The sequence below is a fragment of the Rhabdaerophilum sp. SD176 genome, assembly GCF_030143245.1.
In the GTDB taxonomy this organism is placed as follows: Bacteria; Pseudomonadota; Alphaproteobacteria; order Rhizobiales; family Beijerinckiaceae; genus Rhabdaerophilum.
This window is the reverse complement of the sequence record NZ_JARJNS010000004.1, coordinates 405,982-430,311: the sequence shown is the minus strand read 5'-3', so window position 1 is coordinate 430,311 and position 24,330 is coordinate 405,982. Positions and strand designations below refer to the sequence as shown.

23 protein-coding genes are annotated in these 24,330 nt (G+C 65.8%); 2 read left to right on the top strand and 21 right to left on the bottom strand.

Annotation, left to right across the window (positions count from 1 at the left end):
* Positions 1-303: 303 nt before the first annotated feature.
* The 8 genes from P0652_RS11655 to P0652_RS11620 all read right to left on the bottom strand — a co-directional run bounded on the left by P0652_RS11655 (position 304) and on the right by P0652_RS11620 (position 8,126).
* The gene (locus tag P0652_RS11655) at positions 304-840 is read right to left on the bottom strand and encodes a hypothetical protein (RefSeq protein WP_284178976.1); all 537 of its coding nucleotides are present in this window, start codon (positions 838-840) and stop codon (positions 304-306) included.
* A gap of 80 nt (positions 841-920) precedes the next feature.
* On the bottom strand, positions 921-2,246 hold the full coding sequence (locus P0652_RS11650; protein ID WP_284178975.1) for a globin-coupled sensor protein: 1,326 nt from the start codon (positions 2,244-2,246) through the stop codon (positions 921-923).
* A 238-nt stretch (positions 2,247-2,484) separates the two neighbouring features.
* Entirely contained in the window at positions 2,485-3,348 is an 864-nt protein-coding gene (locus tag P0652_RS11645) for an NHL repeat-containing protein (RefSeq protein WP_284178974.1), read from the bottom strand.
* 3 nt (positions 3,349-3,351) lie between these two features.
* Positions 3,352-4,257, bottom strand: a complete 906-nt coding sequence (locus tag P0652_RS11640) for an allantoinase PuuE (protein ID WP_284178973.1) — start codon at positions 4,255-4,257, stop codon at positions 3,352-3,354.
* 7 nt (positions 4,258-4,264) lie between these two features.
* A complete protein-coding gene (locus P0652_RS11635; protein ID WP_284178972.1) occupies positions 4,265-5,089 on the bottom strand; it encodes an ABC transporter permease in 825 nt (274 codons plus the stop codon).
* Positions 5,086-5,904 carry an ABC transporter permease gene (locus P0652_RS11630; RefSeq protein ID WP_284178971.1) on the bottom strand — a complete coding sequence of 273 codons (819 nt, stop codon included), beginning with the start codon at positions 5,902-5,904 and terminating at the stop codon, positions 5,086-5,088. Before P0652_RS11630 ends, P0652_RS11635 begins: the two co-directional genes overlap by 4 nt.
* Before the next feature lie 45 nt (positions 5,905-5,949).
* On the bottom strand, positions 5,950-6,978 hold the full coding sequence (locus tag P0652_RS11625) for an extracellular solute-binding protein (protein ID WP_284178970.1): 1,029 nt from the start codon (positions 6,976-6,978) through the stop codon (positions 5,950-5,952).
* A gap of 32 nt (positions 6,979-7,010) precedes the next feature.
* Positions 7,011-8,126, bottom strand: coding sequence for an ABC transporter ATP-binding protein (locus P0652_RS11620; protein ID WP_284178969.1), 1,116 nt, complete (start codon positions 8,124-8,126; stop codon positions 7,011-7,013).
* 263 nt (positions 8,127-8,389) lie between these two features.
* Here P0652_RS11620 and P0652_RS11615 point away from each other — a divergent pair, with 263 nt between their 5' ends.
* Together P0652_RS11615 and P0652_RS11610 are read left to right on the top strand one after the other, a co-directional pair.
* The gene (locus tag P0652_RS11615; protein WP_284178968.1) at positions 8,390-9,286 is read left to right on the top strand and encodes a polysaccharide deacetylase family protein; all 897 of its coding nucleotides are present in this window, start codon (positions 8,390-8,392) and stop codon (positions 9,284-9,286) included.
* 23 nt (positions 9,287-9,309) lie between these two features.
* Positions 9,310-10,851 (top strand): amidohydrolase family protein, encoded by a 1,542-nt coding sequence (locus P0652_RS11610; RefSeq protein WP_284178967.1) that lies wholly within the window; start codon positions 9,310-9,312, stop codon positions 10,849-10,851.
* On the opposite strand, the gene P0652_RS11605 is transcribed toward P0652_RS11610, so the two are convergent.
* The 13 genes from P0652_RS11605 to P0652_RS11545 form a co-directional block, all read right to left on the bottom strand.
* Entirely contained in the window at positions 10,852-11,202 is a 351-nt protein-coding gene (locus tag P0652_RS11605) for a hydroxyisourate hydrolase (protein WP_284178966.1), read from the bottom strand.
* Between the two features lie 70 nt (positions 11,203-11,272).
* Positions 11,273-12,862, bottom strand: coding sequence for an isochorismatase family protein (locus P0652_RS11600; protein WP_284178965.1), 1,590 nt, complete (start codon positions 12,860-12,862; stop codon positions 11,273-11,275).
* A gap of 49 nt (positions 12,863-12,911) precedes the next feature.
* Entirely contained in the window at positions 12,912-13,760 is an 849-nt protein-coding gene (locus tag P0652_RS11595) for an MBL fold metallo-hydrolase (RefSeq protein WP_284178964.1), read from the bottom strand.
* Positions 13,761-13,775: 15 nt separating this feature from the next.
* Positions 13,776-14,654, bottom strand: a complete 879-nt coding sequence (locus P0652_RS11590) for an amidohydrolase family protein (RefSeq protein ID WP_284178963.1) — start codon at positions 14,652-14,654, stop codon at positions 13,776-13,778.
* On the bottom strand, positions 14,651-15,793 hold the full coding sequence (locus P0652_RS11585; protein ID WP_284178962.1) for a VWA domain-containing protein: 1,143 nt from the start codon (positions 15,791-15,793) through the stop codon (positions 14,651-14,653). Before P0652_RS11585 ends, P0652_RS11590 begins: the two co-directional genes overlap by 4 nt.
* Positions 15,790-16,674 carry an AAA family ATPase gene (locus tag P0652_RS11580; protein ID WP_284178961.1) on the bottom strand — a complete coding sequence of 295 codons (885 nt, stop codon included), beginning with the start codon at positions 16,672-16,674 and terminating at the stop codon, positions 15,790-15,792. The genes P0652_RS11585 and P0652_RS11580 overlap by 4 nt, the downstream gene beginning before the upstream one ends.
* A gap of 3 nt (positions 16,675-16,677) precedes the next feature.
* Complete coding sequence (locus P0652_RS11575) at positions 16,678-17,712, bottom strand: xanthine dehydrogenase family protein molybdopterin-binding subunit (RefSeq protein ID WP_284178960.1); 1,035 nt, start codon at positions 17,710-17,712, stop codon at positions 16,678-16,680.
* Position 17,713: 1 nt separating this feature from the next.
* Positions 17,714-19,435 carry a xanthine dehydrogenase family protein molybdopterin-binding subunit gene (locus tag P0652_RS11570; protein WP_284178959.1) on the bottom strand — a complete coding sequence of 574 codons (1,722 nt, stop codon included), beginning with the start codon at positions 19,433-19,435 and terminating at the stop codon, positions 17,714-17,716.
* Between the two features lie 14 nt (positions 19,436-19,449).
* On the bottom strand, positions 19,450-19,935 hold the full coding sequence (locus P0652_RS11565) for a (2Fe-2S)-binding protein (protein ID WP_284178958.1): 486 nt from the start codon (positions 19,933-19,935) through the stop codon (positions 19,450-19,452).
* Positions 19,936-19,946: 11 nt separating this feature from the next.
* On the bottom strand, positions 19,947-20,768 hold the full coding sequence (locus P0652_RS11560) for an FAD binding domain-containing protein (RefSeq protein ID WP_284178957.1): 822 nt from the start codon (positions 20,766-20,768) through the stop codon (positions 19,947-19,949).
* 1 nt (position 20,769) lies between these two features.
* Positions 20,770-21,222: an SRPBCC family protein gene (locus P0652_RS11555; protein ID WP_284178956.1), complete on the bottom strand. Its 453-nt coding sequence runs from the start codon at positions 21,220-21,222 to the stop codon at positions 20,770-20,772.
* A gap of 1 nt (position 21,223) precedes the next feature.
* Positions 21,224-21,661 carry an SRPBCC family protein gene (locus P0652_RS11550; protein WP_284178955.1) on the bottom strand — a complete coding sequence of 146 codons (438 nt, stop codon included), beginning with the start codon at positions 21,659-21,661 and terminating at the stop codon, positions 21,224-21,226.
* A gap of 29 nt (positions 21,662-21,690) precedes the next feature.
* Positions 21,691-24,315, bottom strand: coding sequence for a flotillin family protein (locus tag P0652_RS11545; RefSeq protein WP_284178954.1), 2,625 nt, complete (start codon positions 24,313-24,315; stop codon positions 21,691-21,693).
* Positions 24,316-24,330 lie beyond the last annotated feature (15 nt).

The following is a 24,330-nucleotide window of genomic DNA, read 5'->3' as shown; positions in this document are numbered from 1 at the left end:
GGCTGTTGGCACAAGTTGCTTTCCGGCTGTCGACGCGCAAATGAAGCGTGGAATGCTCCTCCCCAGCAACCATCAATCGGCAGGCCGAGCCCGCTGCCATCGGTGAAGTGGTCCTCTGAGTGCGGGGCCCGGAAGCCGCGCTCGATCGACATGGATAGCCCCCTGCGGAAGCGCGAAAACTCGCGAGCAATTTCAGTGAGCGGTCTGGTCCCGCAAAATCGGATTAAATCACTGATCTTGCGAGAGTGTGCCTGACAACTCGAGGAGCCGGTTTTCTTGCGGCTGCACCCGCTGCCCCCTCCTTCAGGGCCCGGCCCATTCCGCGAATTCGGGAAAATCGGGCTTCCGGCCCTGCGCTGCGGCGAAAGCCACAAAATCGCGTGCGATGATGGCGTCGAGATGTTCCTGCGTCTGGACGATCATCTGATAGCCGCGATCGAAGATCACCAGCGTCTCGCCGCCCCGAAGCACGGACCGCATCAAGTCAGGAATAACCGACGCCTTCCAGAGGTCGGGCCTTTCCGGATCGACGAACAGCACCACCGCCTTCTCCACCGGATCCCGGTGGAAATAGGCTCCGGCTTCAAGGGGATGAGGAATGCGGTTCCTGTCCGGGCTGTCGGTCAGGCGCGCGGAGAGGTAGGCGCAATTATAGCTGAGGCAGGCGGCAGGCCGCTCCGGCTGCCCGAACAGGCTGCAGCCCTGGTCACGGATATGGGCGCAGCGCCGGTACATCGGCTTGTCGAGGGCCATGATCTTGGGCAGGACACAGCAATAGGTGCATGTCCGGCACCAGCTGATCCGCGCGCCGGCCTGCCGTTTCTGTTTCGCCTGTCCCATGCGGTGCTCCCAGAACCCTGCCGCGCATAGGCGATGCGGGGCATCGAGACAATCGGGATTCGCGTCCGGCTTCCGGGCGATCAGGCGGCGCGGATGCCCGCCAGGAATTCCTCGACATCCTTCTGGAGGCGCTCGCTCTGCGTGGCGACGTCGGATGAAGCCGCCTGCACCGTGGAAGCCGCCTCGCCGGTGACGCTGGCGCCCTGACTCACCACGGTGATGTTCGAGGAGACCTCGCCGGTTCCCTTGGCCGCTTCCTCGATGTTCCGGGCGATATCGCGCGATGTGGCGCTCTGCTCTTCCATGGCCACAGCGATGGAGGTCGTGATCATCGAGATCTCGCTGATGGTCTTGCCGATATGCTCGATCTTCGCGACCGAGTCGATCGTAGCCGACTGCATGGCGCGGATCTGGGCGGCAATCTCTTCGGTCGCCTTCGCGGTCTGGCCAGCCAGTGCCTTTACCTCGGAAGCGACGACGGCGAAGCCGCGCCCCGCCTCGCCGGCACGGGCGGCCTCGATGGTCGCGTTCAGGGCGAGGAGATTGGTCTGGGCCGCGATGTTGTTGATGATCTGGACGACATTGTCGATGCCGGTTGCCATATCAGCCAGCATCTTGATGTCATTGATCGTCGCCGCAGCTTCCTGCACGGCCTTCCGGCCGATCCCGTCGGATTGTTCGACCTGCTTGCCGATCTCGCTGATCGTGGAGGTCATTTCCTCGGCAGCCGCAGCAACGGACGAGACATTGATCATTGCCTGTTCGGACGCCGCCGCCACAGAGGCTGATTGCTGTGTGGTTTCCTCGGCTGTGCGCGCCATGTTGGCGGCGGTGCTGTTGAGTTCCTCCGAGGCAGCCGACAAGCCCTTCAGGGCAATGGTGATTTCCTTCTCGAACTGGGCGATCAGCACGTCCATGTTCCGCTGCCGCCTGGCACGATCCTCGATCATGGCTTCCTGGTAGACCGAGATGGCGATATCCATGTCAAGCATGAGGGCGCTGTTGACGGCCGCGAGCGCCGCCCGCATCTTGGCCGGACGCCAGCGGAACTGCGAGACGACAACATCGTTCAGCCTTGAGAGAACATAGGCATAGCCGCCGATAAACCAGCGCGGCTCGAGCCCGATCTTGTTATGGACAGCGCCGATGGTGCGAACGCCGTTGATATAGTCCGCATCGAACTTGCCGTTGAACAGCCTTTCCCAATGGCTGCCCTGGACTTTCTTGAGCCGTTCGACCTGCGTCCCCATCATGTCCGCGAGCTTCTGCTCGCTCGTCACATGGCGGTAGAAGCCATCGAGGACATCCGGCATGGCCTTGGCCACGTGCGGCCAGAGTTCGCGGAGCAGCGCACTGGTCTTGGCATTAATGCGCAGGAAGCGGAGACGGACGTCGCGTTCCTGCATGTCCATAGCCGTTGCCATAGCCACTTTCATGCTGCCTCTTTTTTGATCAAATGATGGCCGACATTGCTATAATTACTCTAGGTTGCTAAATATTCGTAAAATTTGATACAATTCCAACTGCGCTCGAAAGCCATATTACTGGAAAATCAATTGATTATAACAATCTTTGTTATGTCAAAAAACTGCTCGCTGGCTCCCGCCCGCAATGGCCTCGAGCGGGTCAAGGATGCCCGCAGAATCAGGCCGGCGAGAGACGCGTGACCCGGCTTGGATTGGCTTCCGCAAGCAGCAGGGATCCATCGCCTTGCCCGTAGATTCCATGCGCACCGTTCAGCATGGGTCGGGCCCGGCCGATCCTCTGGCCATCCGGGCCGAGACAGGTCAGGCTCGGCGTCTCATCCGTGACATAGAGCCGCCCGGCTGCATCGCCCCAGATCGCGACCGGACGCCGGAAGCCGCCCCATTCCGTGAGATAATGGCCCTCGGCGTTGAAGACCTGCAGGCGGTGATTGCAGCGATCGACGACGACCACCCTCCCATCCGGCAGGCACCAGAGGGCATGGGGCTCGGCGAATTCGCCCGGGCCCGTGCCGAAGCTTCCCCAGGTGGCGAGATGGCGGCCGTCGGCTGCGAAACGATGGACATGCCAGCCAGCATAGCCATCCGAGACGTAGAGCTCCCCGGAGGGCGCCACGGCGATGTCGGTCGGGTGATTGAAAGGCGCATGCGGCACGCCGCGGGTGCCGATCCCGCCGAGCCGGACGCCTTCGGACGAGAAGATGATGATCTCGTGCATGTCGCGGTCGACAACGAAGATGCGGCCGTCCGGATGGGCGGTCAGGCAATGGCTGTCCGCAATCTCCTCCCCGCCGAAGGCTCCGAGAAAGGCGCCGTCCGGCGCGAGGATGATGACGCGCGGATCATCCGGGTCGACCAGCGGATCATGGCGCAGCAGCACATAGATCCGGCCATCGGGCGCGACCGTCACATCCGAGACCTTGCCGCTATTGGCGGGCCAGGTGCCGAAGGGCCGCGTAACCGTGAAGACGCGCTCGCCGAGGGCGACGGCCAGCCTGTGGAGCGGCGGCGTGTTCCTTGTCATCGCTCAGGATCCGGGAAAGGGATGGGTGGCAGCCCAGTGGCGGGCAATGTCCAGCCGCCGTGTAACCCAGACGCCCTCGTGGCCCTGGATATAGTCGAGGAAGCGCTCGAGCCCTGCCGCCCGGGCAGGATGGCCGATCAGCCGCATATGCAGGCCCACCGACATCATCTTCGGCTGCGTCTTCCCCTCACGCCAGAGCATGTCGAACGCGTCCTTGTGCCATTCGAAATAGTCGTTCGAGGTGGCGAAAGCGCCGCAGAACTTGCCGTCATTATTGGCGAGCGAATAGGGCACGACGAGATGCGGCTTGCCCGAGACCGTCTTCCAGTAGGGCAGCTCGTCATCATAGGCGTCGGAATCATAGAGGAAGCCGCCCTCCTCGACCACAAGGCGGCGCGTGTTCACGCTGGGCCCGTAGCGGCAATACCAGCCGAGCGGGCGCTCGCCGAGCGTCTTGCGGAGAGATTCGACTGCGAGGCGGATATGCTCGCGCTCCTCCTCCTCGCTGAGCAGGAAATGCTTGATCCAGCGCCAGCCGTGGCAGCAGCAATCAAAGCCGGAGGCGCGGATCGCCGCTGCAGCCTGCGGGTTGCGTTCAATGGCAAGGGCGCAGCCAAAGATGGTCATCGGCAGGCCGCGCTCCTGGAACAACCGCATCAGGCGCCAGAAGCCGACACGGCTGCCATAGGCGAACATGCCCTCCCCCGCGAGATCGCGGCCCGGCACGCCCTGGTTGAGGCCATGCGCCTCGGTCAGGCCGATTTCCGTGAAATCCTCTCCATCCTGGATCGAGGGCTCGGAGCCCTCCTCGTAGTTCATCACGAAATTGATCGCGATCCGGGCGCCACCGGGCCAGCACGGATCGGGCGGGTTGGCGCCATAGCCGATCAGGTCACGTTCGTAGGTCATGGCGGTCTCACATGCTCATGCGGCGGGTCAGGTTGGTGAGCCGGTCCATCACGATCATCAGGACCAGCACGACAACAATCAGCGCACCGGACATCGCTGCGACGCGGACATCCAGCGTTGTCTCCATCATGCCCCACATCCGGATCGGCAGCATGTTGGTCCGGGCGTTCGACAGGAAGAGCGAGACCGGCACATTGTCCATCGAGGCCACGAAGGCGAGGAAGGCCCCGGCAGCGATGCCCGGGGCAATGATCGGCAGGGTAATCCGGCGGAACGTGTAGAGCCGCCCGGCGCCGAGGCTGGCGGAACTTTCATGCAGCGCCGGATCCAACTGCGTCAGGCTTGCCAAAGTGGTGCGGAAGATGAAGGGCGCGATCACGACGATATGCCCGGCGATCAGCAAGTTGAGCGAGGGCCGGAAGCCGAGGATCGAGAAATACATCAGCGTGGCGAGGCCGAAAGCGAGGCCCGGCAGGATCAACGGCGAGAGGAAGCCGGCCTCCATGGCCCGGGCCGAGGGGCGGCTGACCCGGTTGAGCGCTAGCGCGGCCAGGGTCGCGAGGATCGCCGCGAGCGCCGTGGCGCTGAGCGCGACCCAGAGCGAGTTCGACAGGGCGACATGGACATGGCGCGAGCGGACGGGATCGAGCAGCGCCTCGTACCAGCGCAGCGAGAAGCCCGGCGGCGGGAATTTCAGCACGGTCGAGGAGGTGAAGGAACTGAGCAGGACGATGATGACCGGCACGATCAGGATGCCGAGGCCGATCACCGCCAGCGTGCCCATGACCAGCGAATAGCCCCGGTCGGTCGGTGTGTTGAGCTGGCGCGTCATGCGGTCCTCGCGAAGCGGCCGAGCATGGCGAAGAGGCTGACGCCGGCCAGAACGGCGACCAGCAGCGTGACCGAGGCCACGGCGGCGAAAGGCCAGTTATAGACCACCATGGCCTGCTGCCAGATCAGGGTCGGGAGATAGACAAGCCGCGCGCCACCGATCACGGTCTGCGAGATGAAGGCCGTGGTCGCCGAGGCGAAGACGAGGGTGGCACCGGCAATCCAGCCCGGCAGCGAAAGCGGCAGGATGACCTTGCGGAAGGTTCGCCATTTCGAGCCGCCGAGGGCACGCGAGGCATCCGACAGGCTTGGATCGATCTGGCGCATCACGGTGATCAGCGGCAGCAACATCAGCGGCATTTCGATCTGCATCAGCGCGATGACGAGGCCAAGTTCCGTCTGGAGCAGGTTGAGCGGTGCGGTGGTCAGACCGAGCGCCAGAAGCGCCTGGTTCAGCACGCCTTCCCGGCTGAGGATGGCGATCCAGGCGAAGGTCCGGATCACCACCGAGGTCAGCAGCGGCAGCAGCACGATGAAGAGCAGCAGGCGCTGCAATCCCGGCCCGCTGGCGATGAAGAGCAGCGCGATCGGGTAGGCGAAGAGCGTGGTCATGGCCACGGTCACGAGGCCAAGCCGCAAGGTGTCCCAGACGACGCCGCGATAGAACGGGTCGCCCCAGAACTTGGCCCAGGCGGCCAGCGAAAACCCGCCGAGATTGTCATCCACCGAGAAGGACATCACCAGCAGGATAAGGAGCGGGGCAGCGAAGAAGGCGAGATAGGTCAGGCCGAGCGGCGCCGCGAGGCGCCACTCCACTCCTGCCGTCTCCCCTGTTGCCGCCCCGCTCATGTTCCCGCCACCTTACTTGGTGATTTCCTTGTTGAAGCGCTCGATCCAGGCCGCGCGCTGCGGATTGATCACGTTCCAGTCATGCGTGACCATCTTCGCCACCTCGTCGAGCGACTTCACGTCGAGATTGTCGGAGAGCTTCACATCCTTGTTGACCGGGATCATGTTGTAGGGCGAGAGCTGCAGCTTCGACTGCGCATCGGCTGCGATCACCGTGTCGATATATTTGTGCGCGGCCTCGCGGTTCTCCGAGCCCTTCACGATATGCAGCGTGGTCGAGAAGGTGATGGCCCCGCTTTCCGGCGCGATGAACGCGATGTCGACGCCCTTGGCCTTCAGCGTCGCGGCATTGTTGGTGTTGGTGTACATGATGTCGATCTGGCCCTGCTGGAACAGGCCCGGCAGCGCGGCCGGCGTCGATACGGCAGCGACTTTCGGCAGGACTTCCTTCAGCTTCTTGAAGATCGGCTCGATATTCGTGGCCGAACCGCCGAAAGCCTTGGCCATCTCGACGAGCGACACAGTGCCGAAAGTCGTCTGGAAGCCGGTCAGGCCCAGCCGCTCGACATAGGGCGACTCGAAGAGCTGCGCCCAGGTCTTGGGCGGGTTCGGAACCTTTTTCGGGTTGTAGCAGATGCCGACGACCTGCAGGTTCACCGTCACGGCATCCGGCGCGATCAGGCCGGCCGGGAGCTTCGAGGCATTGGGGAGCTTGGAGGCATCAATCGGATCGAACAGGCCGGCCTGCCGGGCGGCAGCAGCCGGGCCCGGATCCAGCACGAAGCAATCGAAGGGCGGCACGCCGCGGGCAGCACGCACCTTCGTCACCTGGTCGACGGCCCAGAGCGTGTCGAAGGCGACATCGACGCCGTGCTTGGCCTTGAGCTGCGGTGCGATGATCGCGCGATAGGCTTCATCCCAGGTGCCCGGATAAATCGCAGCATTGAGGGATGTCGAGGCGCGGGCGGGCAACGGCAGGGCAGCGGCGGCGCCGAGCGCAGCAACGCCCTTGAGGGCTGAACGGCGGGTCAGATCGGTCATGTCGGCTTCTCCTTGTGACGTCGTACGCCGCCTCATGCGGCGGGTTGGGGAAAGAGGATCGGCCTCGCATGCGGGGCCAGGGCGCAATGCGTAGCGGCCATCGGGCTGGCGGGTTCGCCCGGCCTGCGACCGGCAGCAACCTTGAAGGCCTCGCCGGAGCGGGTTTCGACGTCATGAATCAGCTCGCCGCCGATCGGCAGGCTGAGCTTGAGCGTGACAGGGATGCTCCCGGCGGTGGCTTCATCCGTCAGGACGAGCTGCTCGGGCCGGATCGTGGCGACAACCCGATCTCCCGGCGCGAAGGGCTTGCGGCTGGTCACCTGCCAGAGCGCGCCGCTGGCGAGGCGGACAGAGTAGGCGCCCTCGCCCGCGCTCTCGATCACGCCGGCAAAGCGGTTTGAGGAACCGATGAAATCGTTGACGAAAAGGGTTTCCGGCTGGTCGTAGATCTCGACCGGCGAACCGAGCTGCTCGATCCGGCCCTTGCTCATCACGGCGATCCTGTCGGCGATCGACATGGCCTCGTCCTGGTCATGCGTTACGAGGATGGCCGTCAGGCCGAATTGCCGCTGAAGGCGCTTGATCTCGATCTGCATGTCGAGGCGGAGATTCTTGTCGAGCGCGGCGAAGGGCTCGTCGAGCAGGAGAATGCGCGGCCGGACCGCCAGGGCGCGCGCAAGTGCCACGCGCTGCTGCTGGCCACCGGAAAGCTGCCGGGGCTTGCGGTCCGCGAACCCTTCCATGCGGACGGTGGCGAGCATCTCCTTGACCCGCTCGCGGCAGGTGGTCTTGCTCTCGCCGCGGGCTTCAAGCCCATAGGCGATGTTCTCCGCAACCGTCATGTGCGGGAACAGCGCGTAGGACTGGAAGACGATGCCGACTTCTCGCCGGTTCGGCGGCAGGGCGTCGACAACCCGGTCGGCGATGACGACGCGGCCCGAGGTCTGGTTGATGAAGCCTGCAACGATCCGCAGGAGGGTCGATTTTCCGCAGCCGGAGGGACCCAACAGGGCGATCAGCTCGCCGGCCCGGACTTCCAGCGTAACCTCGTTGACCGCCAGCGCATCGCCATAACTGTGCGATATGGCGTCCAGCGTCAGCGGCTGGCTCTGGATATCCGGCGGGATGGCAGGGGCTTGCAGGGACACGCGGTTCTTCCGGACGACACGACTTGCCAAAGGTCCACGCAACGCCCGTGCCACCCTGAAAGGGGCGGTCGGGGGCCTTGATTGCCTATCTCCTGAGCGAATTGTAGAATTTTTTATACAAAATACGCAATGCTGCCTAAAATTCAGGCAATCGCATGCCGGCGGCAGGAACGGGCACCGGCACTGCCCTTGCTTGATGAGGAAGAACTGCCCCTACGCCCTATCCGATGGCTTCAACCTTGCCTGCCCTTTCCGAGGCCCCCATGACGAATGACCTGACCGGCTATGGCGGCACATGGCCGGACATCCGCTGGCCGAACGGGGCCAGGCTCGCCGTCTCCGTTGTCGTCAATTTCGAGGAAGGCGCAGAGATGCAGGTCGGCTATGGCGATCCGGCCAGCGAGCGTATGGGCGAGGTGATCAGTGTGGTCGAGCCGGGGCGGCGGGATCGCGGGCAGGAGCAGATCTTCGCCTATGGCATGCGGGCCGGCCTCTGGCGCATGCTCGACGCGCTGGACCGGCATCGCTTGCCCGCGACCTTCTTCCTCTGCGGGCAGGCGGTGGAACGTTCCCCTGCCCTCGCCGCCGAGGTGGTCCGGCGTGGCCATGAGCCTGCCCTGCATGGCTGGCGCTGGCGGCCTCATGCGGATTATGCCAGCCGCAAGGACGAAGCGCGGGATCTCGACCGCTCCCTTGCGGTGATCGAAGCCGCCTGCGGCACGCGTCCGGCCGGGTTCTTCTGCCGGGGCGCCGAAAGCGACTGGACGCGCGGGCTGCTCCGCGAGCGCGGCTTTGCCTATGCCTCGAACGCCTTCGACGATGACCTGCCCTATTGGGACCGCGAGGATGGCGCGCCCCTGCTCGTCCTGCCCTATGCGCTGGATACGAATGACATGAAGTTCTTCCATCCCAACGGCTTCGTCCGTTCCGGCGAGATGGTGGAGTATGTCTCCGATGCGCTGGACGTTCTTCTCGCCGAAGCCGATCAGGGCCGGCCAAGGCTGATCAATATCGGCTATCATCTCCGCATCTGCGGGCGCCCGGCGCGCTTCCCCGCCTTCGAACAGGTTCTTGCCCGGCTCGCCGCCCTCGGCGACCGGGTCTATGTCGCCCGGCGTGATGCCATTGCCCGCGCCTTCGCCGCGGCTTGTCCGCCATGATGAGAGTTCGTGAGGATCAGCCGATGATGCCCGAAACCGTTCTCGTGGCCGGCGACCGGATCATCGAAGGTTTTGCGCCGGACGGCGCGCCGCAGATCCATGAGGACGCTGCCCTCCTCGTCGAGGCCGGGCGCGTGGTGGCGATCGGCCCGGCGGCAACGATGCGGGCAAGCCATCCCGGCGCCCGCGAGATCGGCGGGCGCGGCAAGGTGATCATGCCCGGGCTGATCAATGCGCATCACCATGTCGGGCTGACGCCGTTCCAGCTCGGCTCGCCCGATCACCCGCTGGAATTGTGGTTCGCCTCGCGCCTCGCGCTGCGTGACATTGATCTCCGGCTCGATACGCTGTTCTCCGCCTTCGAGATGATCGCCAGCGGCATCACCACGGTGCAGCATTTGCATTCGCGGGCGCCGGGCGATGCCGAGGCTGTGCTGGGCGCGGCGCGCAAGGTGATCGGCGCGTATCGCGAAATCGGCATGCGGGCCTCCTATTCCATGGCCCTGCGGGACCAGAACCGGCTGGTCTATGCCGATGACCGGCGCTTCACCGAGAGCGTTCCGGATGCGCTTCGCCCGGCCTTGCGGGCCTATTTCGAGCGGTTCACGCTGCCGCTGGATCAGCAGGTCGCGGTGTTCGACGCCCTGCTTGCGGAGCTGGCCGGGGACAGCCGCATCCGCCTGCAGATCGCCCCGGCGAACCTGCACTGGCTGTCAGACGCGGCACTCGGGCTCGCGGCCGACCTATCCGCCCGGCATGGCCTGCCGATGCATATGCATCTGCTGGAGACGCCCTATCAGCGGGAATATGCGCGGCGGCGGACGGGGGGATCGGCTTTGGCGCATCTGACGCGGTTCGGGCTCGTCCATGACCGGCTGACGCTCGGGCATGGCGTCTGGATGGGCGAGGCCGAAATCGATCTCTGCGCGGCGCATGGCGTGCGGATCTGCCACAATTGCTCGTCGAATTTCCGGCTCAAGAGCGGCATCGCGCCGGTAAACCGTTTCCTCGCGAAGGGCATCCCGGTCTGCATCGGTATCGACGAGGCCGGCCTCAACGATGACCGCGACATGCTGCAGGAAATGCGGCTTGTGCTGCGCGCCCATCGCGAGCCGGGCATCGACGCGCCGCATCCTTCGGCAGCGGATATCTTCCGGATGGCAACCGAGCATGGCGCCGCAACGACGCCCTTCGGCAGCGCGATCGGCTCGCTCCGGCCCGGCTCTGAGGCGGATCTCGTGATGCTGGACCATGCGCGCGTCACCCGGCCCTACCAGCATGCCGGGACGCCTCTGGTCGACGTGCTGGTCCATCGCGCGAAACCGGAGGCCATCGAGGCGGTCATGGTTGGAGGCGAGGTGATCTATGCCGAAGGCCGGTTCACGCGGATTGACCGTGAGGCCATCCATGAGGCGATCCGCGAGAGCCTCGCCGCGCCGCTCACGCCGGGCGAGATCGACCGGCAGCACCTGGCCGAGGCGGTGTTCCCGCATGTGAAGACCTTCTATGATCGCTGGCTGCCGGAGGAGCCACTCCCGCCGCACACGCATTACAATGCGCGCTGATCAGGCACCCCGGAACAGCGAGAAGCCGAAGGGCGTGAACTTGAACGGCAGGTGATAATGCTCGGCGACCTGCCGGACATGGAAGCGGAACGGGACCAGATCGAGGAAAGGAGCCTCCCGGCCCGCCGCCGCGAAGAAGGCGCCGAGATCGAAACGGACCTCGTAGAGCCCTGCCGTGATGCCCTCGCCCGACGCAGAAGGGTGGTCGAGCAGGCCGTTCGGGCCGATCATCCCGGTCGCGACCAGAGCCGGCAGGGGTTCGAGCCGGTGCAACTCCACGGCCAGACCCGCCGCGACCCGGCCGGTCGAGACATCAACCGCGTGGATGGAAATGCCGCCTGCCTTGCCCATGGACCCCGTTCCGGTTTGCCGCCCGGGAAACACTAGGCGAAGCCTTCGGCTGAATCCATCCCGCCGGGGATCAGTTCCAGGCGCCGATCAGCGCCTCGGCGTCGGTGATGACGGCCACATTCTGGAGCGCGTAATTCACCGAGGCCGTGTGCCATTCGGCATTCATGGTCGAGCAGCAATCCTCCGGCACGACCATGAAATAACCCTTGTCCGCACCCGTCCGCGAAGTGTGCTCGATGGACATGTTGGTCCAGGCGCCGGTCACCACCACGATGTCGCGCTTCAGGGCCTTGAGCACGGTTTCGAGGCGGGTGCCTTCCCAGGCGCTCATGCGCTGCTTCTCGACGACATGGTCGCCCGGCTGCGCCTCCAGCCCCGGCACCGGGGCGACACCCCAGGTGCCGCGCACCAGCGCCCGCGCGTCGGCCAGCCCCTCGAAGAGCGGGGCGTTCATCGTCACGCCCGGGCAGCCGGGCTCGACCACGAACCAGACATGGATCACCGGGATGCCCTTGGCCCGCGCCGCAGCGGCAAGGCGCGCGGCATTGCCGATCGCGTTCTGCTCGCGGCAATGCACGGGCGAACCCGATGCGGCAAAGGCCCCGCCCTCCATCACGACATCGTTCTGCATGTCCTGGATGATCACCGCGCAGCGGGCGGGATCAAGCGCATAGCCCGGCGCGGCCTTTTTCGTGCCGTTCCGGGCGATGCTGGCGCCGGCCTGCGGCGCCGCGCTGCTCCGGGCAGGCGCCTGGCGCATATAGGGCTCGCTGCGGGGGCCAACTTTTGTATCCACCGCATAGACCGAATGGGTGGCGGTGAGGAACAGGGTGCGGAAATCCGGCCCGCCCCAGGCGAGATTGCCGACGAGTTCCGGCACGCGCAGCTTGCCGATCAGCCGGCCATCCGGCGCATAGACCCAGACGCCGCCGGGGCCGCAGACCCAGACATTGCCGAACAGGTCGCATTTCATGCCGTCCGGCACGCCAGGCTCACTGGCCGAGACGATGCCGGAGGCAAAGACCCGGCCATTGGCCAGCAGGCCATTGGGCTGGACATCGAAGACGCGGATCACATGCTGGACCGTGTCGTTGATGTAGAGCTTGCTTTCGTCCGGGCAGAAGCAGAGGCCGTTCGGCTGGTCGAACATCATCCGCTCGACCAGCAATTGCGGCGCACCACCGCCGGGCGCGATGCGATAGACGCCCTGGAAGCCGAGCTGGCGCGGCCGCTCGACGCCGTAAACCGGCATGCGGCCATACCAGGGGTCGGAGAAATAAATCGCCCCGTCGGATTTCACGACAACATCATTCGGGCTGTTGAGCTCGCGCCCGTCGAAATGGGAGGCGAGGATTTCCCGCCGGCCATCGGACCGCTCGCGCACCAAAGTCGAGGTCGCGTGCTCGCAGACGATGAGGTTCAGATCGGCATCATAGGTCATGCCGTTGCATTTGTTGGCCGGGCGCATCACCTCGGTGATGCCGCTCCGGTCCCAGCGGCGGCGGACATCGCCGGGCATGTCCGAGAACAGCAAATACTGGTCCCGCGGGTGCCAGACCGGCCCTTCGGTGAAGTCGAAGCCGGTGCCGATCTGGCGCACGGGGGCCCAGAGATCGACCAGATCGGCAAAGGCCGGGTCAAGCGCGACATGCGTGGTCATGGGCGTTCCTCCGTCTTCCGGATCCTCGGGGTTCGGGCGGTTCCCGGTGTCAGACCGGGAACCAGTTCCGCTTCGGCACGCTCTGGACCATCGGGCCCGGCACGGCCATGTCCAGCCGGCCGACCACCTGCCCCGCCTCGATCTTCGCGGGCTTGTCGTGCACGGGAAGCAGGAAGCGCGAGGTGTTGAGCAACTTCTTGATCGCTGCTTTTTCCTGCCGCTTCGTGGTGCCGTGATTGCCGGTGACGCGCGGCTCGTCGGCATGGATCTCGTGATACGGGTCAACGATCTGGTCGTTGAAATCGTAAATCACATCGCCGCAGATCGTCGCGCGGCCCTCGGCCGTATCGACATGGACATTCATCGAGCCCTCGGTATGGGCGCCGGCCGCTTCGAGATAACAGCCGGGGAACAGTTCGATCATGCCGCTGAGCTCGAGATCCTCCAGCCGCAAGGCATGCTTGGTGTGGAGGCGGTCGATCAGATGCTTGATATCCGGCGCGGGATATTGCGGATGCATCAGCCCGGATACCGAATATTCCAGTTCGCGCCGGTTGATGATCACCGTGGTGTTCATCGGGAACAGCTCATCTTTGCCGGCATGGTCGATATGCAGGTGGGTATGGGCGACATAACGCACATCGCCCATGCGGACGCCGTGTTTCTGAAGCTGGTTCTCGATCATATTCTCGTGGAATTGCAGCCCGCGCATGCCGAGGCTTTCCATGATCTGGTTGTGGCGATAGCCGGTATCGACCACGACTGGCCAGGGGCCGCCGAGGATCAGGAAGCCATAGGTATAAACGCGCTTGCGCTGGCCGCAGCCGCGCCCCAGCACGAGGAAGCTCGATTCCAGCTCGATGTCGCCATAGTCGAGCACCTTGATTTCCAGCGGCATGGGGGTTCCTCCTCGTTATGTCAGTTTGTAGGTTTTGCGGGCGGTGCCCGCGAAAATCAGCGCCCTGTCCGCCTCCGGCAGCGCGGCGGCGGCGGAGCGGTGGGCGGCGACAAGGTCGGCATAGGTCGTCCAGAGCTTCTCAATCGGGAAATTCGAGCCGAACAGGCAGCGCCCGGCGCCGAACAGCGCGACAGTCTCGCGCAGGATAAAGGCGGTATGGGCGGGGTCGTTCTTCCGCAGGAAGGTGCCGAGGCCCGAAAGCTTGCTGACGATATTCGGCTGCGCCGCCAGCCGGGCCATGCCTTCACGCCATTGCGCGATCCCCGCCTCCGACAGGTCTTCCAGCATGCCCGCATGCTGGAGCACGAATGTAACGCCCGGACAGGCGGCGGAGAGTTCTGCCGCGCTCTCCATCTGCCCCGCAAAGACCTGAAGATCGAAGCTCCAGCCAAAGGCGGCGAGTGCCGCAACATTGCGTTGGAGCACGGGGTCGCGGGCAAGATCCGGCCCGGAGGCAAACCGGTAGAGCGGATTGGCGTGCCAATGGAGCTGCATGCGGACACCGCGCACCGAGGGCTCTGTGGCGAGCGCGTCCAGAGCCGGGCGTATATCCCCAGCCAGCATGTCGGCATAGGCGACGATCGCGACGGGGAAGCCGGCCCGCCCGGCGGAATCCGCCACGAAGCGCACCTCGTCCAGGGCCCGGCCCGGCGCCCAGTTCGCCTGGACATAGACCGCGCCGGTCATGCCGGCCGCCGCGGCATCGGCGAGATATTCCTCGATCGGATAATCGCGGCGGATCGGCTCGTAGGGGCCGAAAATGCGCTGTTGCATCGGTCCCACGAGCCAGGGCAGGTCCGCCTGCCGCCAGATATGGAAATGTGCGTCGATCATGCCGCCCTCCCCGGCCGGGCGGGGCCTTGCCCGAGCGCCAACAGGTGCCGGCAGATCGCGGCGGTCGAATTACCATTGGCGAGGCTGCCCAGCATCGGCCGGATCGCCGCCAGCGCCTCGGTCTGCGGCTGGTAATCCGGGTCGGCCGCCAGCGGCGAGAACCAGTCGATGCGGAAGGCGCGGGTGGCCAGACGACGGACGGCGCCGATCATGGCGGCGGGATCGCCGCGTTCGAGCCCGTCCGAGAGGATCGCCACCACGGCGCCGCGCGCATAGCCCGCAAATCGCGGCACGGCGAGGAAGGCCGCCAGCGCATCGCCGATCCGCGTGCCGCCATCCCAATCCGCGACAAGGCCGGATGCCGTGGCGAGGGCCTGCTCGCGGTTCCGCAGCTTCAGCGCCCGGGTGACGCGGGTGAGCCGCGTGCCGAAGGTGAACACCTCGACGCGCGGCGCGCTCTGCACGATCACATGGGCCAGCGCGAGATTGGCATCGCTGCGCTGTTTCATCGAGCCGGACACGTCGATCATCAGCAGGATCGGCCGGGGCCGGCTGGCGCGGCGGCGGCGGCTGAGGGCCATCACATCGCCATCGGTGCGGATCGCGGCGCGCAGGCTGCGGGCGAGGTCGATCGTCGCGCCGCGGCGGGCCCGGCGGTAGCGATAGCCGCGCCGGCGTGGCAGGGCGGCCGGCAGGTCGCGGGCGAAGCGCGCCAGCGTATCGGCGGCATCCGGCGGACGCAGCGCCCGGATGGCCAGAGCCTCGGCCTCGATGGCCTGCTGGCCGGTCTCGTTGATGCTCTCGCCGATCAGGATCTCGCGGCTGCCCTCGTCCTCCTGGACCTTCAGCTCCTCGTCGGGCTGCCAGTCATCCGCCTCGCCCGGTTCGGCCAAGCCACCGAGGAAGTGGAAATCGAACAGGGTGTCGAAGGTCCCGCGCTGGTGCGGCTGCGGCGCCAGCGTCGCCCAGGCAGCCTGCCGGACCTGCTCCAGCGAGCGCGGCCCGAGCACGGTGATCGCCTCGAGGAAGGTCAGGGTCTGGTCGGGTGCCACGGCGAAGCCATGCTCGCGCAGCAAGGCGGGGAACGCGACAAAGGGGCGGCTCGCGGCCGGCAGGGGGTTGGCGCGCCTGTCCGTCATGCCGCCACCGCCGCGATGAGGGAATCCAGCCGCGGGCGGAGGAAGGCGAGATCCTCCTCGTCCTTCAGCGCTGCGCCAATGGACCGACGGAAGGCATCCGGCCAGGCGGCGCCCGTCCGCGCCAGGGCGGTCGCGGCCTCCGCCCAGTCCACCGCCTCGGCCACGCCGGGCGGCTTGGTCAGCGGTTCCTGCCGCAGCAGGCCGACGGCCTGGACCACGGCGCGGGCGGTCTGCTCGGCCACGGCCGAGGAGCGGAGCATGATGATCGCCGCCTCTCGCGCCGGATCGGGATAGGCGATGTAGTGGTAGATGCAGCGGCGGCGGAGCGCCTCGTGCAGGTCCCGCGTGCGGTTCGAGGTGAGGATCACGACCGGCCGTTCCGCGGCCCGCAAGGTACCACGCTCGGGGATGGAGATCGAGAAATCCGACAGGAATTCGAGCAGGAACGCCTCGAATTCATGGTCCGACCGGTCGATTTCGTCGATCAGCAGCACGGTGGATTCCGGCCGCCTGAGGGCCGAGAGCATCGGCCGCTCGATCAGGAAGTCGTCGCGGTAGAGATCGGCGCTCTCGCCCTCCCGCGCCTGCCGGATGGCCAGCATCTGGCGCGGATAGTTCCATTCGTAGAGGGCCGCGTTGGCATCGATGCCCTCGAAACATTGCAGGCGGATCAACTGGCGGCCGAGAATGCCGGCCAGAGCCTTCGCCGCCTCGGTCTTGCCGACGCCAGGCGCCCCTTCGAGCAGCAAGGGCTTCCCGAGCGCCAGCGACAGGAACGCCGCCGTAGCGATGCCATCATCGGCAAGATAGAAGGCCGCGCGCAGGGCCTCCGACAGGGCCTCGGGGCTGGACAGACCGTTGGGGAGCGCGCGGATCGTCATGGCTCAGAGCGCTCCGCCGCGCCGCGCCTGCGGCTTCGCGCCGCCATTCGCCCGGATGCCGCGCAGGATCTTCTCAGGCGTGATCGGCAGGTCGTTCACCCGCACGCCGACGGCATTGTAGACCGCATTGGCGACGGCCGGCAGGACCGGGTTCGCGCACATCTCGCCCGGGCCCTTGCCGCCGAAGGGCCCGTCCGGCGCAGGCCGTTCGAGGATGGTGATGCTGTAGGGCGCGAGATCGCCCGGGCCGGGCATCAGATATTCGTTGAAATCTCGCGGGCCGTGATCCGGGTTCGGATAATAGGGCTCCGGCGTCTCGTAGAGGGCATGGCTGATGCCCATCCAGGCGCCGCCAACGAGCTGCTGCTCGACCATTTTGGGGTTGATGACCCGGCCAAGTTCATAGGCCGAACTCATGCCAAGGACGGAGACCTCGCCGGTCTCGTCATCCACCTCGACATCCGCCACGAGGCAGGCATGGGCGAAGGCGGTGTTCGGGTTCATCTCGCCCGTCTCGGGATCGACAGAGGAGAGCGGGATGAGGAAGATACCGCGCCCGGCAATCGTCTTGCCCTGCTTGAACTGGGCCGCCTGCGCGGTGGCGCGGACTGTGATGGCGCGCGAGGGTGCGCCCTTCACATGGATATTGCCCTTGCCGTCAGTCACGAGATCGGCGGCATTGACCTCGAGTTCCTCGGCCGCCGCCTCCAGCAGCACGCCCCTTGCCTCGCGGGCGGCCGCGATGACGGCATTGCCCATGCGATGCGTGCCGCGGGAGGCGAAGGAGCCCATGTCATGCGGGCCGGTATCGCTGTCGGCGGTGTCGACATAGACATCCTCGATCGGCACGCCCAGCGTTTCCGCCGCAACCTGCCGGGTCACCTGCTTCATGCCCTGGCCAAGATCGATCGCCGAAAGTGCGACGGTGAATTTCCCGTCCGGATTGGAATGGATCAGCGCCTGGCTGGGATCGCCGCCAAGGTTCATGCCGATCGGATAGTTGACGGACGCCATGCCACGTCCCTTGTAGCGGGCCATCTCAGCGCCTCCTTGTGCCGAAGACCGATGAGAAGCGATGCGCGCCATGCTGCGAGGCCGGTGCCGGGCTGGGCGATGGCGCGACCGCGGGAGGTGCAGCCGGCGGCGGAGGCGCGGTCATTGGCGGGGCCACGGGCGGCGGTGCGGCAGCCGCCGGGCGATAGGGCTCGTATTGCGGCACGGCAGGCGCCTTGGGTCGGTTCTCGGTCGAGCCTTCCATGATCGGCTGCTTGGTCATCGGAACCCGCATCGTGCCGGCCGGGAGGGTCTGGGTCGGGCGACCGCCGCGCGTTTCCGGACGGTTGATGCGGCCATTCTCGTCGATCGGCGTCGCGGGGATCTCGGCGCGAGCACCGCCGCCGCCGGTCAGCGAGGATTGCCGCCGCGCCTCGTCGGAGAGCGGCCAACGGGCCTTTTCCGCTGCGACCTGCACACATTCGATGAGGGCCGTGTTCTTCGCCACACGGCGATGGGCCTTCATGTCGCCATCACGATAGGCGTTGAGGATCCGGAACTCCATCGGATCCAGCCCGCAGGCCTCGGCGCCCTTGTCCATATGGACCTCGAGGGCGAAATCAACAGCCGTGATCCCGAAGCCGCGCATCGCGGTCGAAGGGCAGCGGTTGGTATAGGCGACATAGATGTCCGAAGCGACATTCGGGATCGTGTAGGGCCCCGGCAGATGGGCCGTGCATTTGATCGCGGCATAGCTCGACAGCCGGGTATAGGCGCCGGCATCGAAATAGGAGCGGATCTGCCGCGCGAGGATGCGGCCATCGCGGGCAATGCCGTCCTTGATATAGATGCGCTCGGCGCCGCGCGGGCTGCCATAGAGCATCTCCTCCTCGCGATCGAGGACATAACGGACCGGGCGGCCTGTCATCATCGCGCCGAGGATGGAGAGCGGTTCGGTGAGGGAATCCACCTTGCCGCCGAAGCCGCCGCCCACCGTACCGCCGATGAAATGCAGGCGGTTGGAATCGAGATTGACGATCTTCGCTGCCGTGCCGAGCGAGAAGAACAGGCCCTGCGCGCAGGAATGCACGACAAAGCGGTCATTCTGCTCCGGCGCGGCGATCGAGCCGTTCGTCTCCGTCGGCGCATGCTCGATCGGCGACATCTGGTAGCGGTCCTCGACGATATGGTCCGCCATCGCGAAGCCGCGTTCGACATCGCCGAAGCGCAGCTTCTGATGGTCGTATTTCTCGTGATATTCGAAATAGTTGCCAGGATAGGTATCGTTGATGACCGGAGCGCCGGGCTTCAGCGCCTCCTCGACGTCGAACACGGCCGGCAACGGCTCGTACTCCACCCGAACCAGCGCCCGCACCGCCAGCGCCTGCGCCTCGCTCTCGGCGATGATCGCGACGATCGGCTCGCCCTTGTAGCGCACCTTGTCCACCGCAAGGGTCGGTTCGTCATCCTTGCCGAAATTGATCAGCGAAAGCAGCGTGTTCTTGTTAACCGGTACATCGGAACCGCGCAGGATGCGCTTCACGCCCGGTGCTCTTTCGGCGGCAGCAATGTCGATCCGGCGGATCCGCGCATGGGGGTGCGGCGAGCGGACCACCTTGAGATGCAGCAGGCCCTCGAAGGCATGGTCATCGAAAAAGGGCGAGCGGCCGGTGACATGGCCCGGCATGTCCTGCCGTTGCACGCCCTTGCCGACGACATTGAGATTGTCGTCGCGCTCGTTCTGGAAGAGGTCCTTGCGGAATTCCATGGCGGGTTGCCTCCTCAGGATCGGCGCTGCGCCGGCAGCGTCCGGGCCGCGGCGAGGATGGCCTGGATGATCGGCTCGTAGCCCGTGCAACGGCAGATATTGCCGGCAATGGCATCGATCACGTCTTCGCGGCTGGGATTGGGGTTGCGGTCCAGCAGCGCTTTTGCCGCCGTCAGCATGCCCGGCGTACAGAAGCCGCATTGCGCGGCGAAATGCTCCATGAAAGCAGTCTGCAATGGATGCAGGTTGGGCCCATCAGCCATTCCGGAGACGGTCTCGATGCTTGCTCCCTCGCAGGAAGCGGCCAACGTCAGGCAGGCGAGGCGCAGCCCGCCGTCGATCAGGACCGAACAGGTGCCGCAAGTGCCCTGCCCGCAGCCATATTTCGGGCCGAAATCGTTCAGGCCGCGCCGCAGGACGGTCAGCAGGCTGTCCGCCGGATCGGCGAAGGCGGCTCGGTCGGAGCCGTTGAGGCGGAATTGCACGGGAACTTTCGCCATCCTCGCCTCCTTCAGCTCTGGTTGGCCAGCAGCCGGCCGAGATGGACCGGCAGGACCTCGCGCCGATACCAGTCGCTGGCGATCGCGTCGGTCACGGGTTGGACGCCCTCGAGCGCGGCGGCCCGGGCCGCGGCGATGCCGTTGGCGTCGAGCGCCTTGCCTTCAAGGGCACGCTCAACCCCTCGGGCCCGGACCGGCAACGGCCCCATCGCGCCATAGGCGACTCGTGCCTGACCGATCCGGCTGGCATGGCCCGGCAAATGGGTGGCGATGGAGAGGACCGAAAGGCCTTTCGGCTTGACGCGGCTGACCTTGAGGAAGCGGAAATCGCCCGGCGCGACCGGCCGGTTGAACTGGACCGAGGCGACAAGGCGAGCTTCCCCGCGCGATCGCCCGGCGAGGAATTCCTCGATCGGAACGGCACGCGGGCTGCCATAGCCGGCAAGCACCATCACCTGGGCATCGAGCGCCAGCAGCGCAACCGCGAAATCGCCATAAGGCGCGGCCGCGAAGAGGTTGCCGCCGATTGTCGCCATGTTGCGGATGGCCGGCCCCCCCACCGCCCGCGCGGCGGCGTGGAGGAAGCCGAGTTCGCGCTGGGCGAGGATCGCAGCCATGGTCGCGCCGGCACCGAGCTCGATCCGCGTGCCAGAGACCTGGATCTGCTGCCAGGCCGGGTCGGTCACGCGCAGGAGGGTGCCATCGGTCAGGCGGCCCTCGTTGACGTCGCGCATCACGAGGGTCCCGCCCGAAAGCAGGGTGGTGCGGGAATCCGCGGCGAGGATGCCGGCGGCTTCGGACAGGCTCTGGACCACACGCAGCGCAAGGGGCATGTCAGGCTCCCGTCTCAAGAAGTTGCGGCATCTGGCGGACGGCTTCCATGCCGGCGACATAGACATCCTCGCCCACCATCCGGGCGAATTCCTCCTCACGGCCGGCGGGGGTTGTGAAGCGGCTCTCCCAGTGCCAGAAGCTCCGGTTGCCGTCGGTCACCGGCAGCAGCCGGATATGCGCGACATAGTTGAAGAGCGGAACCGGCGTATCGAGCAGGCAATAGGAATAGCTCATCTCGAGGTCGGAGAGGCTGAGCAGTTGTTCGCGCAATTCGCTGCCGTCGCGCAGGGTGAAGCGCCGCACGCAGCCGACCTTGTCCACCGGATGACCCCGCTCGATCTGGCTGGTGGCCACGATCGGGTGATACTGGTCATGGGCGTTGAAATCGCGCACGACAGCCCAGAGGCGGTCAACCGGCACATCGATGATCGTGCTGCGCACCACTTTGGGCATGTCAGCCTCCGAAAGCCCGCTTCAGCGCGTCGAACCCGCCCTGGAAGACATTACCGCCGATGCCACTGACCAGATCGGCCTCCTTGTCGGCCGCGCAATCGAATTCGGCCGACCATTCGATGAAGGTCCGGTCCTGATCGGTGACCGGCGTCAGGCGCAGGGTCGCGACATAATTGGTCAGCGGCATGGGCGAGTCGAGGATCGAATAGGTGCAGAACATGTCGTAATCCGACAGGCCCAGCAGCTGCTCGCGCAGGCGGTCGCCGTTCCGGAGCGAGAAGGCCCGGATGCAGCCGACCTTGTCGGCCGGCTCGCCATTCTCGATCCGGCTCTCGGCAATGGCCGGGTGCCAGTTCGGCAGGCCGTTGAAATCCCGCACCCGGGCCCAGACCCGGGCCGCCGGAGCATTGATCACGCTGGAAGCGTAGACGCGTGCCATGGGTCACCTGCTCACTTTACGAAACCTGATTACTTTTTCTCACCGCCGCCATCCTTGCCGCCACCTTCCCTGGGCTTGGGCGGCTGGGCATCCTTGGCGACGCGCTGCATGTCGGAGGCCTCGCGCATCAGCCCGCCCATCTTGGCGAGGCTGCCGCCCTCGATGCCGATCTCCTTCAGCACCTCGTCGATCAGCGGTGCCTGGACACGGTAGCGCAGCGCGCTCTCGATCACCTCGTCGGTCGGGGTGCGGCCGGAGCCGGAACCGGAGCCGGACAGGCCATCGACATGGAGGATCTTGATGCCGTCGATCTTCTCCATCGGCTTGACGCTCTCGCGGACGATACCCTCGATCCGGTCGAGCAGGCGGCGACGGAACAGGCCATAGCGGGCGCCATCCGTCAGCACATTCTCGGCCTCGTAGAGCAGGCGCTGGGCCTCGGCCTCGACCGCGCGACGGACCTTGTCAGCCTCGGCAGCAATGCGGGTTTCCTCGGCCGCTTTCTCCGCCATCATGACTTCCACGGTCTTGCGGCGCTTCGCCGTCTCGCGCTCGCGCACGGTGGTGACCATCTCCGCGGCCTCGACGGCCTTGGCCTTGGCGATTTCCGCCTGCACCGCCGCCGCACTCTCCTCGAGTGACTTGGTGTAGAGCGTGATCGCCTTTTCCATCGAGGCATTCTCGACATCGCGCTCGCGCTCGATCTCGAGCTTGCGCAGGTCGCGCTGGCGGCCGACCCGGGCGGCATCGAGGCCACGATCCGAAGCGATCCGGGCGCGCTCTACCTCCTCGTTCGAGACGATCTGCGCTTCCTGCAGCGCCTGGACCCGGGCAATTTCCAGCTGCTCGATCACGCGCTTGCGTTCGAGGCGGGCAGCCTCCAGCGCCTGCTCGCGGGCGACATCGGTCCGCTCGACCTCCTGCTTGGCGACGATCTCGGCCTGACGCAGCGCCTTGTCCGCATCGGTACGCTCGGCCTTCTTCGCGGCGAGCGTGATGGCGCGGTCTTCCTCGGCCAGTTCGACGACGCGCTTCTGCTCGATCTGCAGAATCTCGCGCGTCCGGGTCGAAGCGATGCGTTCCTCATCGATCTTCAGCTCGGCGGCAATACGCTGCCGCTCGACCGCATCGCGGCGGTGAATCTCGGCAGCTTCGAGTTCCTCGGTCCGGCGGATTTCCAGCCGGCGGGTCTCGAGTTCGGAGGCGATGCGCTCGGCAGCGATGGCCTTTTCCTGCGCAATGCGGGCGGCTTCGGTGGCCTCGCGGGCGGTGATCTCTGCCGTTTCGACCACCTTGTTGCGCTCGATTTCCAGCTTGCGACGGCCTTCCTCGAAGCTGATCCGCTCGGCGGTGACAGCGTTTTCCTGCGCGATCCGGGCCTTCTCCACCGCTTCGCGGGCGGCAATCTCGGCCTCGTCCAGCGCGCGGTTCCGGGCGATCTCGAGATTGCGGATCTCCTGCTCGCGCCCGATCCGCTCTGCATTGACGAGGGCTTCCTGCGTGATGCGGGCCTTTTCGGTCGATTCCCGCGCGGCGATTTCCGCCGCCTCGAGCATCCGTGTCCGCTCGATCTCCTTCTGGCGGGTTTCCAGTTCGGAGGCGATCCGGGCAGCCTGGATGGTCTTGTCGTTGAAGATCCGGGCCTTCTCGATCTCCTCGCGGGCGAGAATCTCGGCGGATTCAACCGCCTTGGTGCGTTCGATCTCGCGCTGGCGGACTTCGCGGTCGGAGGAGATCCGCGCCTCGCTGATGGCGCGCTCATTGGCGATCTTCGACTTCTCGATCTCCTCGCGCGAGAGGATCTGCGCCTGCTCGGCCTCGGTATCGCGGGCCGCCCGCTCGCGGGCCACCTCGGCGCGCTGCATGGCCCGCCGGATCTCGATCTCGCGCTGCTGGTCCAGCCGGGCGGTCTCGCTCTCGCGCTCGATATCAAGGGCCTGCCGCTCCGCCTCGAGATTGCGGGTGCGGATACGGATCATCGAATCCTGCTCGATGTCATTGCGGAGCTTCCGCTTTTCCTCAATCTCCTCGATGATCCGCGTCAGACCTTCGGCATCAAACCGGTTGGACGGGTTGAAATATTGCAGGTCGGTCTGGTCGAGATCCGTAATCGCCACCGATTCCAGTACAAGACCGTTCTGTTCCATCATGTCGACGGCGGCATCGCGCACGCGCTGAACATAGAGGCCGCGCTGCTCGTGCATTTCCTCCATCGACATTTCCGAAGCGACCGAGCGCAGGGCGGAAATGAACTTGCCAGAGAGCAGCGCATTGAGCTGGTCGGGCTGGAGGGTCCGCCGACCCAAAGTGGCAGCGGCGATGGAGACCGAGGGCTTGTCCGGGCGAACGCGGACATAGAATTCCGCATCGATATCGACGCGCATCCGGTCCCGCGTGATCAGCGCGTCCTGGTTGGCCCGGGTAACGGCCATGCGCAGGACATTCATGTTCACCGGCGTGACATCATGGATGATCGGCAGCACGAAGGCGCCGCCATTGATCACCACCTTTTCGCCAAACAGGCCGGTCCGGACGAAGGACACCTCCTTCGACGAGCGGCGATAGAGCCAGTTCACCAGATAGACGATGATCGCGATCACGATCACCGCCACGATAAGCCAGAGAATGAGGGTTCCGATCAGTTGCCCCGTCATGTCACGTTCCTCCCT

Bases quoted from the DNA above. Each gene is read 5' to 3' on its own strand.
- P0652_RS11585 (WP_284178962.1), bottom strand. From the start codon at position 15,793: ATGACGGACAGGCGCGCCAACCCCCTGCCGGCCGCGAGCCGCCCCTTT.
- P0652_RS11565 (WP_284178958.1), bottom strand. From the start codon at position 19,935: ATGGCGAAAGTTCCCGTGCAATTCCGCCTCAACGGCTCCGACCGAGCC.
- P0652_RS11610 (WP_284178967.1), top strand. From the start codon at position 9,310: ATGATGCCCGAAACCGTTCTCGTGGCCGGCGACCGGATCATCGAAGGT.
- P0652_RS11580 (WP_284178961.1), bottom strand. From the start codon at position 16,674: ATGACGATCCGCGCGCTCCCCAACGGTCTGTCCAGCCCCGAGGCCCTG.
- P0652_RS11550 (WP_284178955.1), bottom strand. From the start codon at position 21,661: ATGGCACGCGTCTACGCTTCCAGCGTGATCAATGCTCCGGCGGCCCGG.
- P0652_RS11575 (WP_284178960.1), bottom strand. From the start codon at position 17,712: ATGGCCCGCTACAAGGGACGTGGCATGGCGTCCGTCAACTATCCGATC.
- P0652_RS11570 (WP_284178959.1), bottom strand. From the start codon at position 19,435: ATGGAATTCCGCAAGGACCTCTTCCAGAACGAGCGCGACGACAATCTC.
- P0652_RS11590 (WP_284178963.1), bottom strand. From the start codon at position 14,654: ATGATCGACGCACATTTCCATATCTGGCGGCAGGCGGACCTGCCCTGG.
- P0652_RS11545 (WP_284178954.1), bottom strand. From the start codon at position 24,315: ATGACGGGGCAACTGATCGGAACCCTCATTCTCTGGCTTATCGTGGCG.
- P0652_RS11650 (WP_284178975.1), bottom strand. From the start codon at position 2,246: ATGCAGGAACGCGACGTCCGTCTCCGCTTCCTGCGCATTAATGCCAAG.
- P0652_RS11595 (WP_284178964.1), bottom strand. From the start codon at position 13,760: ATGCCGCTGGAAATCAAGGTGCTCGACTATGGCGACATCGAGCTGGAA.
- P0652_RS11555 (WP_284178956.1), bottom strand. From the start codon at position 21,222: ATGCCCAAAGTGGTGCGCAGCACGATCATCGATGTGCCGGTTGACCGC.
- P0652_RS11635 (WP_284178972.1), bottom strand. From the start codon at position 5,089: ATGACGCGCCAGCTCAACACACCGACCGACCGGGGCTATTCGCTGGTC.
- P0652_RS11560 (WP_284178957.1), bottom strand. From the start codon at position 20,768: ATGCCCCTTGCGCTGCGTGTGGTCCAGAGCCTGTCCGAAGCCGCCGGC.
- P0652_RS11645 (WP_284178974.1), bottom strand. From the start codon at position 3,348: ATGACAAGGAACACGCCGCCGCTCCACAGGCTGGCCGTCGCCCTCGGC.
- P0652_RS11605 (WP_284178966.1), bottom strand. From the start codon at position 11,202: ATGGGCAAGGCAGGCGGCATTTCCATCCACGCGGTTGATGTCTCGACC.
- P0652_RS11640 (WP_284178973.1), bottom strand. From the start codon at position 4,257: ATGACCTACGAACGTGACCTGATCGGCTATGGCGCCAACCCGCCCGAT.
- P0652_RS11600 (WP_284178965.1), bottom strand. From the start codon at position 12,862: ATGACCACGCATGTCGCGCTTGACCCGGCCTTTGCCGATCTGGTCGAT.
- P0652_RS11615 (WP_284178968.1), top strand. From the start codon at position 8,390: ATGACGAATGACCTGACCGGCTATGGCGGCACATGGCCGGACATCCGC.
- P0652_RS11625 (WP_284178970.1), bottom strand. From the start codon at position 6,978: ATGACCGATCTGACCCGCCGTTCAGCCCTCAAGGGCGTTGCTGCGCTC.
- P0652_RS11655 (WP_284178976.1), bottom strand. From the start codon at position 840: ATGGGACAGGCGAAACAGAAACGGCAGGCCGGCGCGCGGATCAGCTGG.